Source organism: Spirulina subsalsa FACHB-351 (assembly GCF_026130165.1).
GTDB lineage: Bacteria > Cyanobacteriota > Cyanobacteriia > Cyanobacteriales > Spirulinaceae > Spirulina_A > Spirulina_A subsalsa_A.
This window is the reverse complement of sequence record NZ_JAIHOM010000008.1, coordinates 37,602-59,348: the sequence shown is the minus strand read 5'-3', so window position 1 is coordinate 59,348 and position 21,747 is coordinate 37,602. Positions and strand designations below refer to the sequence as shown.

The following is a 21,747-nucleotide window of genomic DNA, read 5'->3' as shown; positions in this document are numbered from 1 at the left end:
CCCATGCTATAGCGCTTCACGGAGGCTGTTCAGGCAAAACTCACCCAATCCCCTCTTTTTTCCCATTTTTTGGCTTCTGATCCCTTGATACAGTTTAAAGACAAGTGGCAACGTAACAAGTAATAACTGAGGCTAGAACCCGGAAAATATAGCTCGTCTGAATGAGACGTGAACTCTGGGCTATTGTCCTATTTGGATTCTAGGTGAGCCTATTTTATACGACTTAGATAAGTTGGCTATAGCTGGCAAGAAAGCAAAATCGGTAGATAGGTTTTTATTATGAAAGTTCAATCCATTCAACTCAAATACTTTAAAAAATTTTGAGACACATTGCTCGACTTTACCGACCCAGAGACAGGACTAGCACAAGATATTATCCTACTTATTGGGATGAATGGTGCAGGAAAAACCAGTATTCTACAAGCAATTGCTGCGACATTAGGATGCGCAACGGGGCGATTCCAAAAACGCTCTGATTTACAATGGGCAGGGTATAATAGCGAACTGCTGGGAAATAACTGGGGCAGATTTGATCCAGAAGTCCATCTAAAAATTCAGTTTTCAACCCAAGAAATCAAAGCCATTCAAGAGTTTTACCAAAAATTGCAGGAGATAAAACATGAGTTACCCATACCCCCTGCTCAAAACCATATTGTCCCCCTGAAATGGAGTGGGGAGAGAGTGATAGCTAACTCTGACAGCGAGTTTTTTCAGTTTAAAGGAAGAGAGTACGCCAAGCAATTACTTCGCTCAGACGGGTTTCAAGTCTTTGAACGAGTGGGAACAATTTTGTGGTACACAGAGCAAAGAACTTCAACCAGTTTAACCACTGAAGATTACAACCATAGGATTGAAATTACAGATGATATTTTGCGCGATGCCTAATTATCCTCCATTGAAAAATAAGAAAGGACGCGGTTTTTTTGAGTGGGCGATTACTCAACTGGATATCACAACCTATCCTGATTTGATGGAACTACGGGCAAGAATTGAGCAACTTTGAAGATTAAGATGACAAAAAAACATAGATTTTAGGTCTGATCTGAACTCGATATAGCGTTACTAAATCATTGATAAACTCTCAGAGAAGTTTCTCATAATACTTCAAGCTCCTTGTAACCCTTGTATACTGTTCCCTGTTCCTAGATCCGGTGTTCCCTTGGCTTTTCCTTGTGGATTACAAAACTCAAATGGAAACGCTATAGTTTCGCTAAAAATGCGGCTACTTCCTGATTAAAAGCATCCGGTTCGACTAAAAACGCCCAATGATTCCCGGGGACTTCTTGCACAGTTAAATGGGTTAAATAAGTATAATAGGGCTGCATTTGCCATGCACTACGATTTAATCCCCCTTCGGGTTTAATAAATAATGTAGGAATCGATAAAGGCTGAGTCAATCCAGCAATGTGCATCACCTCCTCAAAAACCCCGTCTCTTGCCTCTGGGGTGAACTTACTCCGCCAAGTGCCATCGGATTGTTGTTCAATACTATCTCGAAAAACTTGGGCTTGTAGGGGACTCCAACCACGATATTGTTTTAATTGTTGGGCGATCGCACAGGCCACATCTTCACTTTCAAATGGTCCCATTGCCTGCAAAAAGGGTAACACCCGATATAACAAGGGAAAAGTCACCCGAAACCAGCGCGGAATTCTGCCAATAAAAAACGGATCTACCAAAATCATCGAGCGAAAAGATTGGGGGGATTGAGTCGCCCACATCGGCAACAATTTCCCCGTCCAAGAATGACCTAAAATATGGGCATTGTCCCAGCCTAAATGAGTCATTAAGCCCTGTAAATCTTGGATAATTTGGGCGAATTGATAACCCGTTTTTGGCTTTTCACTGTCCCCATGTCCCCGCAAATCTGGCGCGATGATATGATAGTGGGAGGGTAAGGCATCCGCTAAGGACGACCACACCCCACCATGATCCGCTAAACCATGAAGTAATAACAGGGGTTCTGTCCCTTTTTTCCACTCCAAATAGGATAGATTAATGTCTCCGAGTGATACCGTTTGACGAGTGGACACGCCCTTTTCTCCCTTTGTGGTGAATAATGATCTATGGTCTTTTATTTACCACAAATCGAGATTTTTGAAAAACTAATTCAACAAATCTATATACTTTTGGGTGACAGTATCTAACGTAAATTGATTTAACCAATTGATATCAAATTTTTTGGAGTTTCCCGTCAAGACTTCTACAATGGCTTGAGCCATCTTTCCCGCATCTCCTACCGGAACTAAGTGACCATATTTCCCATGATTTAAAATTTCTCTGGGTCCACTGTGACAGTCGGTAGAGACAACCGGAGTCCCACAGGTCATTGCCTCAACTAAAACATTACCAAATCCTTCACAATTGGAGGATAGGACAAAAACTTTAGCTTGTTTCATATAGGCATAGGGATTATCTGTAAAGCCCAAAAGATCCACATCATGGGTGAGGTTGAGGGCTTGTACTAATTTCTCTAACTCCCTTCTCATTTCTCCCTCTCCCAAAATAACTAATCGACAGGAGATTTGTTCTTTAACTTTGGCAAAAGCACGAATTAATGTGAAAAAGTCTTTGTGGGGGATTAAGCGACCAACTCCTAGAATAACAGGGGGTTGATCTATTTCAAACCAAGGATGTTGGATCATTTGTTGTTGTTTTTCAAAAATCTCTGGGGTAATTACGGGGTTATAAATAACCCGTATTTTCTCCAAGGGAAATTTAGCCATTTGAGCTAAATTGTTAGCGACTCCGTAGGATGGAGCGACAACGGCATTTGCCCAAGGATAGAACCACTGCATTAATAATTTAGGCTGATCAGGAGTTAAGCCTAAATGAGCTAAGGGATGTTGTAAAAAAGGGGGAGTTTTTTGTTGAGATAGATCACTATGAAGACCGAGAATAATTTTAGTTTTAACGTGGTAAAGACTCTTAGCTAAAACAGAAATTGGGTCATTGTAGGACATAAAGGAGAATAGCGCATCTGGATTTTTTTCTCGCAAATATTGCCCAAGCACTTGAATAGCTTGACGTAATCGAGGTTTTTTTAAATCGACCAGATTCACAGATGGAGGAATCTGGGACATAAACGATCCGACGGATCGAATCAAGACGAGATCAATCTGATTTTTTTGCTGAGATAAACTATAGCTTAAGTTTAAGACTAATCGTTGTACTCCACCACAGTTAAAGTTAGGTAGAAAAAAGCTAATAGTTTTAGAAAGATTTGTCATGATGAACACCGATATAAAGGTAGACTATTTGTCAGACCCAGACGTTCAAAACAGAACAGAATCAATTTCTCTTATTTGGAGAGATCAGAGAGATTTTTCTGGCAAAAATACCTGCTCTCCTCTTCCTTCCGTGGTTAATACGCTCAAAATTAGTTTAGCGAAACCGTTATGGACAATCCCCGACCTAAAGGCGCGGGGCTTCTCGGCAGGGAGCTAAATGATTGGGCAAAAACATGACTTTGCGTAGTTGTGGCTGTCGTAGCGGGGTGAGGGCATTGGGGAAACTTTCAAGAACCTAGAATTGGGCGATCGCAATAGCTTCCTTAACCCAGTAGGGGAAACTTCTCTACTCCCCCCAAGGAGCAATAATCTGGGGAGCAATAATCTGGTATCAGCTCGGGAAAGTGTTTCTCTCTCCCTCAAGATCAACAGAGAACGCGCTAGGGTCTTCACTCATTGTAATAGCTACAGAACAGATGTCCAGTCCCCATCTCCTATCCTCCTTAGTTCATTTTGCCCAGGTTCTTCCCCAATTGCCGCTAGGGGCATGACGCTATCACCATTGATCATTGATAATTAAGCCATGATCTTTGATTTCTCCTGCGCAATGACTCACCTTCCCTCCCATCTGATTACTCCCACTCCTACCCCCCCACCGCATCAGGAGTTAATGGCGCAATTGAGTTTGATGATGCGATCGCGTTATCCCCTCATTTATATCCTCTCCGTCGAAGAAGACCCCGTAGAACAACTCTTAGCACAAGTCGCCCGACAATCCATCCCCCCCCGTGAAGTGCTGATTTGGGATATTGTCCGAGGCTGGAATGATAATAGCAGTAACCGCAACTCCGTTATGGGCGCCCTCGAACGCATCCGACGGCAAGATGTAGCCAATGCTAGTATTTTTGTACTAAAAGACTTACACTTTATCCTACGCTACCCCACCAATCCCCAAAACGCCCCCGTAGTAAGAGAATTGAAGAACCTCGCTGCCGACCTCAAACGCACCCGCCACACCCTCATTTTACTCAGTCATACCCTAGAAATTCCCACGGAACTCGCCGAAGAAATCACCGTTGTAGACTTCCCCCTGCCCGACAGTCCAGAAATTATTCAGTTAATTGATAGCGTGGTGGCTCCCGAACGTCTCAAGATGTCTGAATTGGCCAAGGAACAGCTGGTCAAGGCTTGTCAAGGCCTCAGCCGGGTGAGGATTCAAAGAGTGCTGGCTAAGGCCTTAGCGGCCAAGGAACAGGTCAATGAAACCGATATTGATGGCATCCTAGAAGAAAAAAAACAGGCTATCCGTCAAACCGGGATGCTGGAATTTTTCACCTCCCAAGAATCCCTTAAAAGTGTGGGGGGTTTAGAAAACTTAAAACAATGGGTGCGAATGCGCAAAGATGCCTTTAGCGAAGAAGCAAGACGTTATGGCATTCCCAATCCCAAAGGGGTGTTATTAGTGGGGATTCAAGGCACGGGAAAATCCCTCTCGGCCAAAACCATCGCCCATGAGTGGCGTTTACCCTTGCTGCGACTGGACACCGGGCGACTGTTTGGGGGATTAGTGGGGGAAAGTGAAAGTCGGGTGCGGCAGATGATTCAAATTAGCGAGGCGATCGCCCCTTGTGTCCTCTGGATTGATGAAATTGACAAAGCTTTTGGCAATATTACCAGTGGCTCCGACGGCGATTCCGGCACCTCTCGGCGGGTGTTTGGCTCCCTGATTACTTGGATGCAGGAAAAAACCGCCCCGGTGTTCATTGTCTCCACAGCCAATAATGTGCGCATCCTCCCAGCTGAGTTGTTGCGCAAAGGTCGTTTTGATGAGATATTTTTCCTCAATTTACCCACCGAAAAGGAACGAGTGGAGATTTTTCGCGTTCACCTGCGCCGTTTACGTCCTTCTAGGGTGCGGGAGTATAATATTCCCTTACTGGCAAAACAAACTAAAGATTTTAGTGGGGCGGAAATCGAACAGGTGATCTTTGATGCCATGCACTACGCTTTCGCCACCATTGTGAATGGACAACGGAGAGACTTCACCACCAACGATATATTACGCGCTGTAGAGGAAACGGTTCCCTTGGCGGCGATCGCCCGAGAACAAATTGAGGATTTAAAATACTGGGCCGCCGAAGCGGGCGCGCGCACCGCTTCCCATGATACTGAACTCTCCGAAGCCCTACGCAGTTATATGTTAAAGCGAGGTTTAGATGAGTTGGAAGAATAGGCTGTGGAAGGCACTGTAACTGTGAACTCGCGCTTGGGAGAGGGAAGCGAGTTTGTTCTCCAATTTCCCCAAAATCTGCCTGCGAAAAACTGGCATTTCCAGCCATAGCTCAAGGCTATGGACTGGAGATTGTGCTACTGCGTAATATATACCCCAATACCATTATGAACCCGAGCCGCCGTCACCGGGGAACGATCCACTAACTGACCCCCAATATAGAGCGAGGTAGAACTCCCTCCGTCTAGGTTAAGTGCGTCTGTCATGCCTAACTGTTGGGCCAGTCGCGCTAATTCGGGCAGGGTGGGACCCCGGCCGCCTGTGCGGTTGTGGATGGCGGCGATAATCAGCTTTCCTTGGGCTGTCATGCCAATGAGACTCCGAGAAGCGGCCTGTTGGTTAAAGGCGGCACTAAACCGCTCTGCTTCACCATTGAGGACAATTTGCCGATTTTGTAACAAGAGGGGACCCGCGCCGATAATTTGGGGATAGTTGGCAAAGGTGGCGGGTACGGTTTCACTTTCTAGCGTCACGGTAAGGCCGGGGCGGAGAATTTGGGGATTCACGGCCCGACCGCGAATGGTGAGCAGGTAGCCATCCCGGGGGATGGGGAAGGGGGTTTGATTGACAGGGCCGCCGTTGTATTGTTGGGTAATACTATTGTTCTGGACTAAAACAATGATTTCGTTATCGGTCAGGGGGGTGTAACTGTTGCCCCATTCGGGAGTATAACGGGCTAGTCCGGCCTGTACATAGCCACTGTTAAGGTAGGGGATATTGAGACGTTGGCGATCGCCTGTGACCAAGGTTTCCCGTAAGTACAACCGCCCGATATTTACGTTCCCCCGGTCATCCCAAGCAATCACCCCCCGGTTCAAAATTGGCCCAGAAAACCACTTACCATCCCGTCGAATCGCCCCCAAGGGTAAACGATTATCCCGGTTAAAAAAGCCTCCGTTAATCGCCGCAAACGCCTGCCATTGTCGCCCCATGGTAATCAAGGGATCTGTACCAATCATGGAGGGCGGATTCCCCCAAATAGGACGCAGCGCAATTTTAGGATTCCGAGCATCAAATTCCAATGCAGAGATGGGAAAACGACTCTCTGCCAAGGGAATATAAGTCTGTCGCCACCGGATGCCAGGCGCCCAAACAATATCACGTTCCACTAAGCCCTCTGGGGTGACATTGACAATTAAACGGTTTGGTTGGGAGAGAGACGATAGATTAACCTGATGATTGGCAGGCAGGTTAATAAATAGTCTACCCCGTCGCCCATCTGTGCCTTCTACCTTAGACAGCAAGGGCTTAATTTCCGGTGGAGGAGGTGTCGTGCCGTTTCCTTGGGTGGTGAGGATATTTTGCAGTTTATCAAACAGGTTTTTAGGCTGTTCTTCCTCGGTGGGAGTCTCATGACGCGCTTGGATGCTCCCTTCTAACATAATCACCGCTTCTGTGGGGTTTTGGCTCATTTGCCAGAAGGTGGGACGATCTAACTGCACGATGATTTGTTTGCGATCGCCCTGTTCCACTTCTTGAATGTCCTGCACTTGGGCCGGTGGAAAGGTCAGGTTTAGGGTATTGCCTTGGGTTTGGCTGGTACTATTGACCTGATTAAGAATCTCGGTAATGTCCAAGTAACGATAGGCATTGAGGAGCGTCGCATTGAGGGTGAGGGGGTTAGATCCCCTGTGGCTAAACCAGGCGACAGGCTGTTTAGTGGGATCTTCTGTACTGAGCAATTCTACCCCTAACACCTGCCACACAGCCATATCACTTAAAGCGGTGTGTAGGGTATGGCCATCTTGCCACTGTATCCAAGGGGCAGTAAAGGTTCTACCGTTTAAGGTCAGTTGTTCCCCTTGCTGGGTGATGGATAAGTTGGCAGGAGGGGCGATGGGGGGTAAGGGAGAGGGGAGAACCTCTGCACTGTTCACCGTTTGGGCAAGGAGAGGCGGGTGTTTAAGGATGGGATGCCCGAATAGAACCGTAACGGTGAAGACAAGACACCCTAATAGCCAAAGGGGGGCGCGCTGGGAAAACAGAGAAGACAAGATTTTTCTAGGCATAGACGAGAAAAATAGGTTTCAGATTGAGGACGATTTCTCTAGCTTAAGGTTGCAGGTGAAGATGATGGATTGAGTTTTATTCTAATACAAAAGAACTGTCTTAAGTCTTTCCCAACTTTTTCACACTCTATTACAAAATGTTCACACTTTGCTGAAATAATGGAAAAGTAACAGTTTGTTACAGTCCTCGTTATCACCATGACAGAGGATTTTACTTCTCTTGCTCACGTCATGATTCAACAAGGGTTATCGGTCATGGGTTATGGGTAATAGAGGTGTGAACGCTGATCCTTCACCATTGAAGCATACATGAAAAGAATCCTTGTGATTGAAGACGAACAACATCTTTGTAAACAAATTGCGACGATTTTACAAGCTGAAGGTTTTGATGTCATTCGTACAACTTCCGCCGCAGAGGGAATTGACTTCGCTCGTCAACAAAGTCCAGACTTAATTGTTTGTGATATTCTGATGCCAGACCTGAGTGGCTATGATGTGTTAAATGCTCTACAAGCGGATATCAATACGGCTATGATTCCCTTTGTTTTTCTGTCGGCAAAAGCGAATCATTCGGATATTCGGGAAGGGATGAATTTAGGGGCAGATGATTATTTGACGAAGCCTTTTAGTGCGCAGGAACTTTTAGAGGCTATTGCAGCACGTTTGAAGAAGCAAGAAAAACTGGTGAATCGGGTGCAAGTTTTATGTCAGCAACTCAAAAATTTAGAGTCCCTGATTGAGGCAAAAGAAAACCTACTCGAAAATTTAACTCAAGAGTTACGTCGTCCTTTATCTAATGTGAATATGGCGATTATGATGCTTGAAGCTAACAGTCCTCAAGAGCGACGGCAATATTATTTACAGATTCTAAAGGATGAGTTTGAGCGAGAAATTACTATCCTCAATCAGGCGACTGAATTACGCCGATTACTTTCTCCTGAAAATATTAAGTTACTCCATCAATTTAACTTATTAAATAAGCAATGGTAGGTCTAAATTGATCGGTGGGGGTAATTCATGAATTACCCCTATGATAGGGTTTTGGATGATTTAAAATTCTAAGTTTTGGGCTTTTTTTCGTACCCAGTCCCACACCAGTTCAATGACTCGTTGATTTTCTCCCACTTGAATATGACCCTTTAGAGTCATTCCTGACCGTAGTTTTGGCTCACTATTCTGTTCTGGCTGGCTGTTATAATGGGAATTTAAATTGCTCTGGGAATCTAAATTTTCCCAATCTAAACTTAATCTCACAGGAAAATGTTCAAATGGGGATAATTCATTGGGGGGCAAACGATCTGCGCCAATTTGTTCTACTTTTGCCCTGAATTGTAAGTTTTTTCGGGCGAAGGGTTGGGAGTCTAATTGTAAACGAACGGGTTGATTTTCTTGCAACTGGGCAACGTCTTGAGTTCTGACTTTCAATTGTACCATAAAACCGTCTTGGGGGACAACTTTTCCTAATATTTTTTGGGGGTTAATGATTTGACCTGTATTGACTGATTTTAGGTCAAAAATTACGCCAGAAATGGGAGCATAGAGGGTATGGTGTTCCAGTTGCTGTGTGAGGGTGTTTTGCTGTTGGCTGAGGATGGCTAAACGCTGATGATTGGCTAACATGGTTTGGGTAAGATAGCGGTCAATTTCGGCGATTCTTTTGCTATTATCAGCGATACGATCTAAATAGGCTGTCTGCCACTGGCTGATTAGGTTTTGGGCTTGACTTTGGGATTGTGCGATCGCCAACTGGATACTTTTCCCCTGATCTTGCAGTTGTTTTAGCCGATTTTGCTGGTATTCCGCCCCCTGCATCTGTTGTAAAAAAGCTTGTTCTCGTTGGTTTCTCTGCCGCAAAAACTCCTGTTGCAGTGCGCGTACTTTTTGCTGTTGTTGTTCATACTGAAAGGAAGAAATAACACCATCTGCGAGTAAAGATTCCCTCTGACGTAAAACCTCTTCTTCCTGATTAATTTGACGCTGTAACGCTTGTAACACCTCACGATTATTATTTGATGTTCGCCGCAATTGTGCCGTTTCCTGTTCCAATTTTTGATAGGTTTCAGCCTGTTGGCGACGGTTTTGTTGTAATTGTTCTTGCAGTTGAGCAATCGCCAGTTGAATCGTTTGTTTTTGGGTTCTAAAATTGGTATCATGGACTTGTAGTCGCAAACGATCAATCGGGGGCAAATTATCCCCGCCTTGTTGGCGTAATAGTTGCTGATAGAGTTGATTTTCCGAGACTAAAAGGGCGCGATCTTGAATTAAAGGAATCAGTTGTGGGGGTAATTTAAGATCAACTATTTTGGCTTTTGTCTCCTCGGGGGAAAGATTTTGTTGCGCGAGTTGATAAAATTGGTTTTGGGCTTGTAATGACAGCATTTGTTGTTCAATTGCTGTTAACTCTGCTACAATTTGCCGATCGTCAAACTTAATTAAAATCTGTCCTGCTTCGACGGTATCCCCTTCTTGAACATGGATAGTACTAATCATCCCTGTGATGGGAGTTTGTAAGTCTTGGATAGGGGTTTTTGTTTGAATTTCTCCCGGTGCAGAAACCACTTCCTCAACAGTCGCCAAAGATGACCAAGTTATTATAAAAGCGAGAATTGTAATAAGGGTTAAAATCCCATAAGAAATGCTACGAGGAAAGCTCAATGGTTGAGTTAAAAAGGGTTGATTGACTGCATCTTCCCCTATTGTATTATCCCACAAGTTGAGGTTTGTTTGCAATTTCCACTGTTGTACTCGCCCTTTATAAGTCCAGATTAACATTAAACCTGTAGCTGTACTGACTAAGCTAATCCATAACCATTGATGTGTTGTGTGGAATGATTGCTGATTCTGGGAAAATTCTGGTGACGGGGTGGGATTGGCTATGGTTTTTGTTCCCTCAGTGATTAACTCGGGAGGAGTGATATTAAAATCAGAGGGGAGACTATTTGAGATAGTCACTATGCTCTGTTGTAAATATTCTACATTGTTTATCTGGCTGAGGAGCAAGGATACTGGAGCGGACATAGTTTCCTCCTGTTAGGAAATAATCAACAGTGTAGGGTGGGTTAAATATAACCCAGCTAAACTTGCACCCAGATATTGAACAATGACGCACCAGTTATATAGTATCTCAATCCCTTGGATAAAATATCTCGGACAAAATCTAACTACATTTAAACCTAAACGTTGAACACCGACACACCATCTATACAGTCTCCCCATCCACTGGATAGGATATCCCAGATAAAACCTAGCTACATTTAAACCTAGATACTGAACATTGACACACCATCTATACAGTCTCCCCATCCACTGGATAGGATACCCCAGATAAAACCTAGCTACATTTAAATCTAGATACTGAACATTGACACACCATCTATACAGTCTCCCCATCCACTGGATAGGATACCCCAGATAAAACCTAGCTACATTTAAATCTAGATACTGAACACCGACACACCATACACACAGTCTCCCCATCCAATCGATAGGATACCCCAGATAAAATCTAGCTACATTTAAACCTAGATGTGGATAACTTAAACACCCTACGAAAAATTCCATCTCGTTTCCCCATTCTATATATAGCGTTTCCAAATCATTGATCAACTCTCAGAGAAGTTTCTCATAATACTTCAAGCTCCTTATAACCCTTGTATACTATTCCCTATTCCCTGTTCCCTATTCCCTTATTCCCTGTTCCCTATTCCCTATTCCCTATTCCCTGTTCCCTTGTGGATTACAAAACTCAAATAGAAACGCTATAACTTAAGGCAAACTTTTAGTAGAATTGGATTGCAGTAAAACTTTAAAAGAATTCCCTCCTCGTGGTATTTCCTCAATAACTGCCCCATAATCCATCACTAAGATTCTATCGGTGTGCTGCAAACAGTCTGCATAGCGAGAAACCAGAATAACTGTCATCTTCGGGTAAAAATAGCGCAGATTGTGCATAATTTCCGTCAGTTCCTCTGGTACAATAGCCTGGGTAACTTGATCTAAAATTAAGAGACTAGGATTTTGCAGTAAACAACGAGTTAAAATGATTTTTTGCTGTTCCGCTTCTGAGGGAAGTAACCCATTTTTGCCTAAGAGGGTGTCATACTGTTGTGGCAATGTCATCACCCAAGGATGGAGTCGGGTGATTTGGCAAATTTCCTCAATTTGTTCTAAGTTCATTGGGGGTTGAAAGGGAGCTAGGTTTTCGGCTATGGTGTGGGGAAGGATGGGCAATTCTTGGGACGCAATGGCAATATGATGGTGTAATAATTGGGGGTTCATTTGGTTAATATTTCGCCCATCCCAGAGAATTTGACCTGTTGGGCAAGGACGGGCTAAACTGAGAAGTTGAATGAGGGTGGTTTTGCCTGCACCACTTTTCCCTGTAATGCCTAACCATTCTCCTGCACGAAGGGTAAAGTTAATCGGTTGTTGTTTCGGATAAAGGTCGATAAAGTGGGGGAGGATGATATTTTTAAGTTGTAGGCTATGGTGAAGGGTAGAAAGGGGAGATTTGCCGGAGTTTAAGCTGAGGGGAGAGGAGGAAATTGTGGTGTCTTGAATAGATTGCCATGGGAGTCCATTTTTTAGCCATTGATACCCCACTGCTATCCCTTGGCTGAGGGCAATAAAGAGGGATTGACTAATCAACCCAAAGGCTATAAATTGTCCTAGGCTGAGTTGTTGGGTCACTACGAGATGAGAACCTACCCAGAGGATAACTCCCACTGTAATTTGACCGATACTTTGATAAAGTTTGAGGTGTTGGCTTAGGGTATAATCTAAGTTCTGTTGTAGGTTTAATTGTTGTCGCCACGAGAGGGAGAGTTGTTGCTGGATTGTCTGCTGTAGGGTATCCCGTTGGTGGAGAGAAGGGGGGAGTATTTGCAGGCTGAGTAATGACTGAATCCAGTTTTGCTGGAATTGTTGTTCTCCGTTGCTTTGGGTGTCTATAGACTGCCGCGCTACACTGAAGAGAAAGCTACTCAACAACAAGCAGAATAATAAACTAAATAAAACGATTAGGGTCAGAAAAATGCTATAGAAGCTGAGGAGAATTACCCCCAGCAGGCAAAAACTGCTGTTGAGGAGGAGGGGGATTAACTCACTATCCAGAAAAGAGGTTATAAGTGACACTCTTTTCCCATTATATAATACCTCACCTAATTTGTTTTTGTCAAGGGGAGATTGAAAAAAATCTGAAAAATGCTGAAACAGAAAGCGGAGAATTTTCTGATTGATTTTATGGGCAAAGGCGCGCCAAATTTTTAGGTTAATCTGATTAATAGTGATCTGACCGATGATGAGGAAAAGGAGGAGGATGGCTAAACTGTTGAGGGCAGCAAGCCGTTGTTGAAAAAAGACTTGATCAATGAGGATTTGTAGGATAATGGGGGGACTGAGGGAAAAAAGGGTGCTGATGAGACTGAGTGAGAGCAGGAGGAAAAAGGGGGTAAAATGCTGTTGAATTTGCTGACCGAGTAACTGTTTTAATGAACCTAAAGGGGAGGGATGGGAGGGGGACTCTAAAGAGAGGATTTGCTGGTGTCGTTGCTGTTTCCAGTTACTTTGAAACTCTTGGGGGGAATACTCTAATAAACCAACGGGAGGAACAGCCAGAGTAATGGTGGCTCCGACTTGATAGAGAACGGCCAGGTGATCTCCCCAATAGAGGAGCGCGGGGGGTTTGAGGTGGGGGAGGGGGGAGTGGGAGGGGGTGAGGAGAGTGGGGGTAAGGCCGAGACGTTGGGCGATCGCACGATAGAAAGACCAAGACAGATCCCGACGTTGGGACGCGGCCTCTAGCACCCGCTTTAAGGGTTCTCGGGGACAGGCTACCCCGAAATAATCGGCTACCATTTCAAAACAGGCGATCGCATTTTCCACCGCCCCCCCGGTACTACTGACGAAGGGATAGGAGGGGCGAGGGGGAGTCAAGGGCAAGGGAAAATTCAATAAACGCACCTCCCCTTCCGATACAAGTCCCCCCATTTCCAAGGGGAGGGGAAGGTCAGAATAGGGGGTGTAACGATCTGTTAACGAGGCCACCGCTCCCCCCGTGACAAACCAACTCCCCTCGGGAGCTAAATCCGAAAAAACATGGGGAGGACAGTGGTAGACCAAGGTTTGAGGGGAAATTTGCCCCACAAACTCCGCCAACGTGAGAGGGGAAAGTTCTTCCGACTGCCAATAGTGCCGTAAACACCAATACACCTCCCCCTCCCTCACCTGTTGCTGGAAATACGCCGCAAAGGGGGGATATTGGGAGAAGAGGGGGAAAAAGGCATCCGGGGGTATAGCGAGGGTCAAAACGGCAGTCGTTGCGATCGCCTCTTCATACCTTACCCCTCCCCAAAGCTCCAACCACCCCCAACAACACCCCCGTTGCTGTACCCTTAACGGAACCGATTGCTCCGTGAGGGGATCATGACCACAGAGTTGGATTGTCCCTTGGTAGAGAATTTGTATAAAATGGGGATCAATAAAATCCCCTTCCCCATAGGATTGAACCCGACAAACCGCCGCTAAACCGTCCAAGATTGGCATTGGCAAGCGGTCAAAAGGGGGAAGACGGCTTAAAAAGGGGACAATTTCAGCAGAAGACACCATGAGCATCTAAGGAATGAGAACAGTTTAAGCAGTAGATCCCTGCACTACCTTCTCTCCTCCGACCTCAAAACCCCCGAACCGGAAAAGTCATTAATTTTTCGCCTTCAGTCGCTTAGTCACCTGCTTAATCAGCCCACTCAGGAGAGCGCCGGCCATTAAAATCCCAATAGCTGGGGTAAACACAGGTTCCCAGAGACTGTACCAAAGCTCCCACCCCAAAGGGATTCCCGTGGATTTTCCCAATAAGGCGATCGCAAACCAAAAAAACGCCGCCAAGACTAGAAAAATATCCAACACTAACAAGCGGTCAATCCAATCCATCCATTGCTCAAACCGTTCTTTCATAAAAATCCTGTGATCCTCTATGGCCTTATTTGAGCTTAAGAAGGGGAGAGGCAAAAGGCAAGAGGGATATCTAGGGCTTGCTGAATAACTGTGGGGCTAGGGAATAGGGAATAGGGAATAGGGAATAGGGAATAGGGAATAGGGAATGGGGAATAATTATCAATTGTCAATTATCAATTATCAATTCCCCCGCTCCCCCTCTCCCCCGCTCCCCTGCCCCCCTGCTCCCCTGCTCCCCTGCTCTCCTATTCCCACATCCTTAGTGTTTACGGATCACAGTCCCCATCACTCCCAGCGCGACCAATCCTAACAACAGAGACGGTTCCGGTACCGATTTAGACACCAGAGGAGTCACCGGATTCTCGATGGTTCCATTGTCCGTATCTGCATAAAAGCGTAACGTCCCCGTAAAACCCTGATCCCAAAACAGAGACAACGACCCGAACACATCTCCCACCGAAATATCAATGGGAGTCCCATATTCAAACACCGTGGGATCTTGACCCGAAATCGGTTGAAACGTCCACCCATTAGCAGATCCCGGAGTCCCGGGGAACGTCGGCCAGTGAGTATCAAAGACCGTATTTCCGGGGACACCATGAATGGTTAACGAGGCAATGCTGGCCCCAGTATTCGTAAAATTCCAAGGAATGCCGAAGGTGGTACTTCCCACAAAAGACAAAGACCAATCCCGACCAAAAGCCCCCCCGGCATTGTATCCCGTCGTTCCCCAGATTTGGGTTTCCGATCCCCCTCCCAACCAGTTCACCGTGATTTCCATGCCGTTCATATCAGCGCCTCCCGTAGAGAAGGAGCTTAACACCGTTTGACCCAGCACCGGACCGGAACCCGTCAAGGCGATCGCACCAGTTGCCGTCAGACCAAACAGGAGTTTTTGCAGGGAGTAGAAAGACATCATTAGCTGAAAGTCCCAAAACGAAAGAGTTGATTTATCAGGAGGAGAACATTCTGTCAACCGTCCTTTCTCTACTCTTATCATGAAAATTTTGCCAAAATATCCCATTTCTCGGTAAAATTTCCCAGCTTTACCAAATCTTCACAAAATACCCCTTACAGCCTGTTTATCCCTTCAGGCCGTCTCGAAATTTCTTAACTGTTCTAAATTTTTGTGAATAATTCTTGCTTTAAAAAAAGCTTAAATTTACAATGAACTCCCCAACTTAGGAGAAAATATCAAAATTGGTTCATTGTGGAAATTCTACAACTCTTCTATTTTTTTCTTAATCTTCTCTAGTTCTATAGCGTTTCCATTTGAGTTTTGTAATCCACTTAACATTTACATAAGTAAAATAACGAGGTATTTTCATGACAGATCAACATCATTTTGAAACCCTACAAATTCATGCCGGACAAGAACCCGCCCCCGGAACAAATGCCCGAGCCGTTCCCATTTATCAAACCACATCTTACGTCTTTAATGATGCCGATCATGGGGCTAAACTCTTTGCGCTACAGGAGTTTGGCAACATTTACACCCGCATTATGAACCCCACAACCGATGTGTTTGAAAAACGTATCGCCGCCCTAGAGGGGGGAGTCGCCGCCCTAGCCACAGCCAGTGGACAAGCCGCGCAATTTTTGGCGATTAATAATCTAGCCCAAGCCGGAGATAATATTGTTTCCACCAGTTTCTTATATGGGGGAACCTATAATCAATTTAAAGTCGCCTTACCCCGTTTAGGAATTGGGGTAAAATTCGTCGATGGGGATGATCTCAAAGACTTTGAAGCGGCCATTGACGACAAAACCAAAGCCCTTTATGTCGAAACAATGGGCAATCCTCAATTTAACGTCCCCGATTTTAAAGGCCTCTCTCAACTCGCCCATCAACATGGGATTCCCCTAGTCGTAGATAATACCTTTGGTTGTGGTGGGTATCTCTGCCGTCCCATTGAATACGGGGCGGATATTGTCGTGGAATCAGCCACCAAATGGATTGGGGGACATGGAACCTCCATCGGTGGGGTAATTGTTGATTCAGGCCACTTTAACTGGGGGAATGGCAAATTCCCCATGTTTACCGACCCCGCACCGGGCTACCATAACTTAAACTTCCAAGAAGTTTTTGGACCCGAGGGACCCTTTGGGAATATTGCCTTTATTATTCGCGCTCGGGTCGAAGGATTACGAGATTTGGGGCCTTGTTTAAGTCCCTTTAATGCCTTTTTACTCCTACAAGGATTAGAAACCCTTTCCTTGCGCGTAGACCGTCATGTAAGCAATGCCTTAGCCTTAGCTCAGTGGTTAGAATCCCATCCGAAAGTGGAATGGGTGAGTTATTTAGGCCTGACCAGTCATCCCTACCATGAACGGGCGAAACAGTACCTAAAACGGGGGTTTGGCTGCGCGCTCACCTTTGGCATTAAAGGGGGTGTGGAAGCGGGACGCAAGTTTATTAATGGAGTCCAGTTAGCCAGTCATTTAGCCAATGTCGGGGATGCCAAAACCTTGGTCATTCATCCAGCTTCCACCACCCACCAACAGTTAAGCGAAACCGAACAGTTATCGGCCGGGGTGAAACCCGAATTAATCCGGGTTTCAGTGGGTTTAGAGCATATTGACGACATTAAGGCGGATTTTGACCAAGCCTTTTCCGCTTAGGTCTTCCGGACGCAGCTGCGCCCAGAACCGTGAAGGAGGGAGAAAAGCTAGAGAGAAATCGCTAAGATAAATTAGCAGGTTGAATGATCCTCCCTGTTCCTTGCTTTTCGCCCCATTGTGCCGATTGCGTTCTACTCCAGCCCATGAATTATCAACAGCTAATCTCTCCCCAAACCCAGTTTTATCGTTCCTCCCACCCTTTTCCCTTGGTGTTAGGGGGAGAGTTGCCCGAGGTACAGGTGGCCTATCGCACCTGGGGCCGTTTGAACGAGTCGCGGGACAATGGGGTGTTGATTTGCCATGCCTTCACGGGCTGGGCGGATTTAGAGGCGTGGTGGCAGCCTTTGCTGGGGCCCGGGAAAGCGTTAGACCCGACCCAAGATTTCTTGATTTGTAGCAATATTTTGGGCAGTTGTTACGGCACAACGGGGCCGACTTCCCTGAATCCTAAAACGGGAAAACCCTATGGGGTAGACTTCCCGGAAATTACGGTGCGGGATATGGTGCATTTGCAGGCGCGTTTGTTGGAGGAGTTGGGGGTGCGATCGCTCCGTTTGGTTATTGGGGGATCTTTGGGGGGGATGCAGGTGTTAGAATGGGCGGCCTGTTATCCCGACTGGGTAAAGGCGATCGCACCTATTGCCGCCTCCGGTCGCCATTCCGCTTGGTGTATTGGCTGGAGTGAAGCCCAACGTCAAGCCATTTATACCGATCCCCTCTGGCAAGAGGGGCATTATTCCCCCGCTGCACCCCCGAAACAGGGTTTAAAAGTAGCCCGGATGATTGCCATGAGTACCTATCGTTCTTGGGGGAATTACTCCATCCGCTTTGCCCGGAACGAACAAGGGGAAGAATTTGCGATCGCCCATTATCTCAAATACCAAGGCGATAAATTAGTAGAACGCTTTGATGCCAACACCTACATCGCCCTCAGTCACGCCATGGATCAGCACAACTTAGCCCGTCCTGACCAAGACTATGAAACCGTCTTACAGAGCATCCCCCATCCCACCCTAATCGTCGGCATTGATTCCGATATCCTTTACCCCCCCGTAGAACAACAAGAACTCGCCGAACTCATCCCCAACGCCCAACTCGCTTGGCTGCACTCCCCCCACGGCCACGATGCCTTTTTAATTAACATGGACGAACTCAATCAGTTAGTCCTCACCTTTCGCCAGAGCCTACACACCAATTCCATCTTTCCCTCCCCTTGTTACCCTTGAGCAACTAACAACTCCCACCAGCAAAACAATGAGTCTTAAGTCCATTGAATTTGGCAACTATAAAGCTTTTTATCACCCAACAAATGGTGGAGTTGTACAAACAAGATGAACTTGATGATTTTTTGCAAAAAAGAGATGAATATTTAAAATCAAAAGAACAACAATTTGTAGAAAAATTGGGGATTAAGTTTATTTGCTCTAACTAACGTCAGTTTGGCTTAACCCGAACTGACGTTAATCATCAATTATCAATTATCAATTATCAATTCCCTGAGCAATTATTGAGTCTTAACGATTGGGAGGATATCAACCCCGTTGACCCGTCACAATATAAGACACACGCTGGCCGATATTCGTGGCATGGTCTGCCATACGTTCCAGATGACGAATCACTAAGCCTAACAGTAAAATCGGCTCTACCACCCCTTGCACATCCTTGGCGTGGGCTAATTGGTCATAAAGCTTATCGTAAGCATCATCCACCACATCATCCATCCGCTTAACATTCTTGCCAGCCGTTGCGTCCAACTCCGCCAAGGCCTCCAAACTGGCCGCTAACATTAACTGCGCTTGTTGGGACATTTCGGCAATTTCCGGCAGACAATCATGGCGACTGTAGGGAAATAACTTAATGGCAAACTCCGCTAAATCTTGGGCATAGTCCCCAATACGTTCCAAATCCCGCACCAAGTGCATAAAGGCACTTAAAAGGCGCAAATCTTGAGCCACTGGGCGCTGAAGCGTCATAAATCGCGCACAATCTAACTCAATCTGGCGATAATATTGGTCAATTTGGGGTTCAAGTTGGTTAATCGCCTTGAGTGCATCTAGATTTTGCTCAAATAGGGCTTGGTGACTAAGCCGAAAGGATTGTTCTACTAATGCTCCCATGCGCAGCACTTCCTGTCCTAAACTCTGAAGAGAACGTTCAAAGTGAGTGGGGGTATGGGCTGCGTCATAGGTGGAAGAAGTAAGGGAAAAGAGTGTCATCTTAACAGGGGCTGGGTGATGGGATATGCTGCTATAGTGCTACGTTTAAACAAGGGAATCAGAAAAACCACGAAACAAAACGGCTGAGTCCAAAATAATCTTCTAGATGTTATATACTAAAGTTCCTCTGTTTTTAATGTTCCCTTCAACAATCTGGTGATGAACACAGATTTGATCCTGCACGGCCAAAGACCAAATCAAGATCACAAGAGCAAATAACGTCTACAACACTTAACGCCTAAGACTCTGTGATAACAAGGGAAGATTAAGATTTAATGAACGTTTGGTAATTTAATTTGTAACCATGCTCCCCTTGTCTCAGGATGATTGCGTGCTGTAATGGTTCCTCCATGAGCCTCAATAATCTGTTGAACAATGGATAGTCCCAGACCACTCCCTTTACGGAACATTGGAGAATTTCCCCTGTCCTCCTCTGAGGTAGAACGTTCTGATGAGGAACGTTGTCGAGAAGGATCCCCACGATAAAGTCGCTCGAAAACATGGGCAATGTCCGACTCTAGGAAACCTGGACCAGAGTCTATTACATTAATTGTAATCCAAGAATCGGGGTCAGAGCAGTGGCTGAGGGTAGATTGATTGACTTGGACTTGAATGGTTGTGTTGGGGGGGCTATGTTTAATGCTGTTGTCGAAAATATTCAGGAAAACTTGGGTCAGACGGGCAGAATCGGCGTAGAGTTCTAAGGTGGCATCTCCTTGATAGGAGAGGGTGAGTTGTTTGGGTTGGCTGAGGGGTTCGAGACTGTGCCAAACGGAGTCAAGGAGGGGTTTAAGGCGAACAGTTTCCCGGTTCAGGGTTTGGTGGGGGTTGGTTTGTAGTTTACTAATTTCGAGACAGTCTTGAATCAGGGAAATCAGACGGTCAATTTCTTTGAGCATCTTCTCGACCCAAGTTTTCTCCGGTGGGTTGAGGCGACTTTGTAGGGCTTCGGCGACTAAACTAATGGAGGTGAGGGGGGTGCGGAGTTCGTGGGTGAGGTCTGAAAAGGCGCGATCGCGTGCTTGGGTTAAATCCACCATAAACTGTTGATCTTCCAAGAAGACAATCACCTGACCATCTTGGATGGGTAATGTAGAGGCTCGAATCGCCAGACTGTAAGCATAGGTTTGGGAGGCCGGTTGAGGGGAAGATAAACTAGACCGGGTAGACAAAACCGAACCACTGGGGAGGTGGGTGGTTTTAAACACCCATTCCTGACTTTGGGGGTGTTGACTTCGACGGGTTTCTTGGATCATTTGATCCAGTTCGTAGGAACGGACTAATTCTAACAATAACCGCAATTGATCCGGTCGCCAGCGTTCAATGCGCAACATCTGACGGGCTGTACTGTTGCACCATTGGAGTTGGTTGGAGGGGTCAATTTGTAAGTAACCAATGGGCGATCGCTCCAACACCCGTTTCCACATCTCTAACTCCCTCTCCACCTGCTGTTGATGCTGCACCAACAAGTTAATCGCTCGTCTTAAACGAGACACCAACGCTAACGAAGACTCCTCATTAAACCGACGGGGAAACAACCCCAACATCTGCCGAACTTGTCGGTTAAAGCGATATCGCCTTAACTCACATACACCCAGACCTAGCACCAACCCCGAAACAAATACCAACAGATTCATTAACGTTAAGTGCCATTGATTGACCCTAAGCCACTACCCGAAACGATAGCCAAAACCTCGCACCGTCACAATATATTTCGGTTTACTCGGGTCTTGTTCCAGTTTCTCCCGTAACCAACGAATATGGACATCTACCGTTTTCGTATCTCCCATAAAATCCATCCCCCAAACTTGATCAATTAACTGTTCTCGTGACCAAACTCGCCGAGGATAACTCATAAATAATTCCAACAAACGGAACTCTTTCGGGGAAAGATTGACCTCCTCCCCCCCCACCGTCACCCGACATTCCTCGGGATAAAGCAGAATGTCCTTAAACTGAAGGACAGCATTTTGTACCGTGGCTGCAAAGCGTTGACGACGCAACAAAGCACGACAACGAGCCACTAACTCCCGCATACTAAAAGGTTTTGTTAAATAGTCATCCGCCCCTACTTCTAAGCCTAAAACCCGATCCGTTTCACTCGCCTTCGCACTCAGAATTAAAATCGGAATCGTACTCCCTTGATAGCGCAACAGACGACACAAATCTAAGCCATTGACTTGCGGTAACATCAAGTCCAACACAATCAAATCGAATAATGGAGCGTGGGAATCTGCCTCTTGTAATAAATTTAGGGCAGTCCGTCCATCAATCGCAGTGACTACATCATAGCCTTGTTCCTTAAGCGCCAAAACGACCATTTCGCGAATTAACTCTTCGTCTTCCACAACCAGAATTCGAGTAACGTAGGTCAATTCTGACTCGGAAGGACTTTTTGGTATATCAAGCGACAGCATAAAATAGAAAAA

At 45.8% G+C, this 21,747-nt stretch carries 15 protein-coding genes and 1 pseudogene; 6 read left to right on the top strand and 10 right to left on the bottom strand.

The genetic code is table 11. The annotated features are described in order from the left end of the window. Positions 1-330 precede the first annotated feature (330 nt). Positions 331-879: pseudogene (locus K4A83_RS02705) on the top strand (AAA family ATPase); the annotation flags it as partial. Positions 880-1,199: 320 nt separating this feature from the next. On the opposite strand, the gene K4A83_RS02700 reads toward K4A83_RS02705, so the two are convergent. Continuing rightward, positions 1,200-2,033 carry an alpha/beta fold hydrolase gene (locus K4A83_RS02700; RefSeq protein WP_265262848.1) on the bottom strand — a complete coding sequence of 278 codons (834 nt, stop codon included), beginning with the start codon at positions 2,031-2,033 and terminating at the stop codon, positions 1,200-1,202. 72 nt (positions 2,034-2,105) lie between these two features. Further along, complete coding sequence (locus K4A83_RS02695) at positions 2,106-3,230, bottom strand: glycosyltransferase (protein ID WP_265262847.1); 1,125 nt, start codon at positions 3,228-3,230, stop codon at positions 2,106-2,108. 607 nt (positions 3,231-3,837) lie between these two features. On the opposite strand from K4A83_RS02695, the gene K4A83_RS02690 reads away from it, so the two are divergent. Further along, complete coding sequence (locus K4A83_RS02690) at positions 3,838-5,463, top strand: AAA family ATPase (RefSeq protein WP_265262846.1); 1,626 nt, start codon at positions 3,838-3,840, stop codon at positions 5,461-5,463. A gap of 134 nt (positions 5,464-5,597) precedes the next feature. Here K4A83_RS02690 and K4A83_RS02685 read toward each other — a convergent pair whose 3' ends face one another. Continuing rightward, positions 5,598-7,529 carry a phosphodiester glycosidase family protein gene (locus tag K4A83_RS02685; RefSeq protein ID WP_265262845.1) on the bottom strand — a complete coding sequence of 644 codons (1,932 nt, stop codon included), beginning with the start codon at positions 7,527-7,529 and terminating at the stop codon, positions 5,598-5,600. Between the two features lie 309 nt (positions 7,530-7,838). Between K4A83_RS02685 and K4A83_RS02680 the strand changes: the two genes are divergently transcribed. After that, complete coding sequence (locus K4A83_RS02680; protein ID WP_265262844.1) at positions 7,839-8,519, top strand: response regulator transcription factor; 681 nt, start codon at positions 7,839-7,841, stop codon at positions 8,517-8,519. Between the two features lie 60 nt (positions 8,520-8,579). Here the strand turns inward: K4A83_RS02680 and K4A83_RS02675 are convergent, their stop codons facing one another. The 4 genes from K4A83_RS02675 to K4A83_RS02660 form a co-directional block, all read right to left on the bottom strand. Continuing rightward, on the bottom strand, positions 8,580-10,547 hold the full coding sequence (locus tag K4A83_RS02675; protein WP_265262843.1) for an HlyD family efflux transporter periplasmic adaptor subunit: 1,968 nt from the start codon (positions 10,545-10,547) through the stop codon (positions 8,580-8,582). 747 nt (positions 10,548-11,294) lie between these two features. Beyond that, positions 11,295-14,135, bottom strand: coding sequence for an ATP-binding cassette domain-containing protein (locus K4A83_RS02670; protein WP_265262842.1), 2,841 nt, complete (start codon positions 14,133-14,135; stop codon positions 11,295-11,297). Positions 14,136-14,225: 90 nt separating this feature from the next. After that, entirely contained in the window at positions 14,226-14,480 is a 255-nt protein-coding gene (locus tag K4A83_RS02665) for a hypothetical protein (RefSeq protein WP_265262841.1), read from the bottom strand. 259 nt (positions 14,481-14,739) lie between these two features. Next, on the bottom strand, positions 14,740-15,399 hold the full coding sequence (locus tag K4A83_RS02660) for a PEP-CTERM sorting domain-containing protein (RefSeq protein WP_265262840.1): 660 nt from the start codon (positions 15,397-15,399) through the stop codon (positions 14,740-14,742). A gap of 407 nt (positions 15,400-15,806) precedes the next feature. On the opposite strand from K4A83_RS02660, the gene K4A83_RS02655 reads away from it, so the two are divergent. The 3 genes from K4A83_RS02655 (at position 15,807) to K4A83_RS02645 (ending at position 18,534) form a co-directional block, all read left to right on the top strand. Further along, positions 15,807-17,102, top strand: a complete 1,296-nt coding sequence (locus K4A83_RS02655; protein ID WP_265262839.1) for an O-acetylhomoserine aminocarboxypropyltransferase/cysteine synthase family protein — start codon at positions 15,807-15,809, stop codon at positions 17,100-17,102. Between the two features lie 143 nt (positions 17,103-17,245). After that, positions 17,246-18,328, top strand: a complete 1,083-nt coding sequence (gene metX, locus K4A83_RS02650) for a homoserine O-acetyltransferase MetX (protein WP_265262838.1) — start codon at positions 17,246-17,248, stop codon at positions 18,326-18,328. Between the two features lie 50 nt (positions 18,329-18,378). Further along, entirely contained in the window at positions 18,379-18,534 is a 156-nt protein-coding gene (locus K4A83_RS02645; RefSeq protein ID WP_265262837.1) for a hypothetical protein, read from the top strand. A 100-nt stretch (positions 18,535-18,634) separates the two neighbouring features. On the opposite strand, the gene phoU is transcribed toward K4A83_RS02645, so the two are convergent. The 3 genes from phoU to K4A83_RS02630 all read right to left on the bottom strand — a co-directional run bounded on the left by phoU (position 18,635) and on the right by K4A83_RS02630 (position 21,735). Beyond that, a complete protein-coding gene (gene phoU / locus K4A83_RS02640; protein WP_265262836.1) occupies positions 18,635-19,318 on the bottom strand; it encodes a phosphate signaling complex protein PhoU in 684 nt (227 codons plus the stop codon). A 272-nt stretch (positions 19,319-19,590) separates the two neighbouring features. Continuing rightward, a complete protein-coding gene (locus K4A83_RS02635; protein WP_265262835.1) occupies positions 19,591-20,955 on the bottom strand; it encodes a sensor histidine kinase in 1,365 nt (454 codons plus the stop codon). A 33-nt stretch (positions 20,956-20,988) separates the two neighbouring features. After that, on the bottom strand, positions 20,989-21,735 hold the full coding sequence (locus tag K4A83_RS02630; protein WP_407809795.1) for a winged helix-turn-helix domain-containing protein: 747 nt from the start codon (positions 21,733-21,735) through the stop codon (positions 20,989-20,991). Positions 21,736-21,747 lie beyond the last annotated feature (12 nt).

Bases quoted from the DNA above. Each gene is read 5' to 3' on its own strand.
- K4A83_RS02680 (WP_265262844.1), top strand. From the start codon at position 7,839: ATGAAAAGAATCCTTGTGATTGAAGACGAACAACATCTTTGTAAACAA.
- phoU (WP_265262836.1), bottom strand. From the start codon at position 19,318: ATGACACTCTTTTCCCTTACTTCTTCCACCTATGACGCAGCCCATACC.
- K4A83_RS02655 (WP_265262839.1), top strand. From the start codon at position 15,807: ATGACAGATCAACATCATTTTGAAACCCTACAAATTCATGCCGGACAA.
- K4A83_RS02695 (WP_265262847.1), bottom strand. From the start codon at position 3,230: ATGACAAATCTTTCTAAAACTATTAGCTTTTTTCTACCTAACTTTAAC.
- K4A83_RS02685 (WP_265262845.1), bottom strand. From the start codon at position 7,529: ATGCCTAGAAAAATCTTGTCTTCTCTGTTTTCCCAGCGCGCCCCCCTT.
- K4A83_RS02690 (WP_265262846.1), top strand. From the start codon at position 3,838: ATGACTCACCTTCCCTCCCATCTGATTACTCCCACTCCTACCCCCCCA.
- K4A83_RS02660 (WP_265262840.1), bottom strand. From the start codon at position 15,399: ATGATGTCTTTCTACTCCCTGCAAAAACTCCTGTTTGGTCTGACGGCA.
- K4A83_RS02675 (WP_265262843.1), bottom strand. From the start codon at position 10,547: ATGTCCGCTCCAGTATCCTTGCTCCTCAGCCAGATAAACAATGTAGAA.
- K4A83_RS02670 (WP_265262842.1), bottom strand. From the start codon at position 14,135: ATGGTGTCTTCTGCTGAAATTGTCCCCTTTTTAAGCCGTCTTCCCCCT.
- K4A83_RS02665 (WP_265262841.1), bottom strand. From the start codon at position 14,480: ATGAAAGAACGGTTTGAGCAATGGATGGATTGGATTGACCGCTTGTTA.
- K4A83_RS02635 (WP_265262835.1), bottom strand. From the start codon at position 20,955: ATGAATCTGTTGGTATTTGTTTCGGGGTTGGTGCTAGGTCTGGGTGTA.
- K4A83_RS02630 (WP_407809795.1), bottom strand. From the start codon at position 21,735: ATGCTGTCGCTTGATATACCAAAAAGTCCTTCCGAGTCAGAATTGACC.
- metX (WP_265262838.1), top strand. From the start codon at position 17,246: ATGAATTATCAACAGCTAATCTCTCCCCAAACCCAGTTTTATCGTTCC.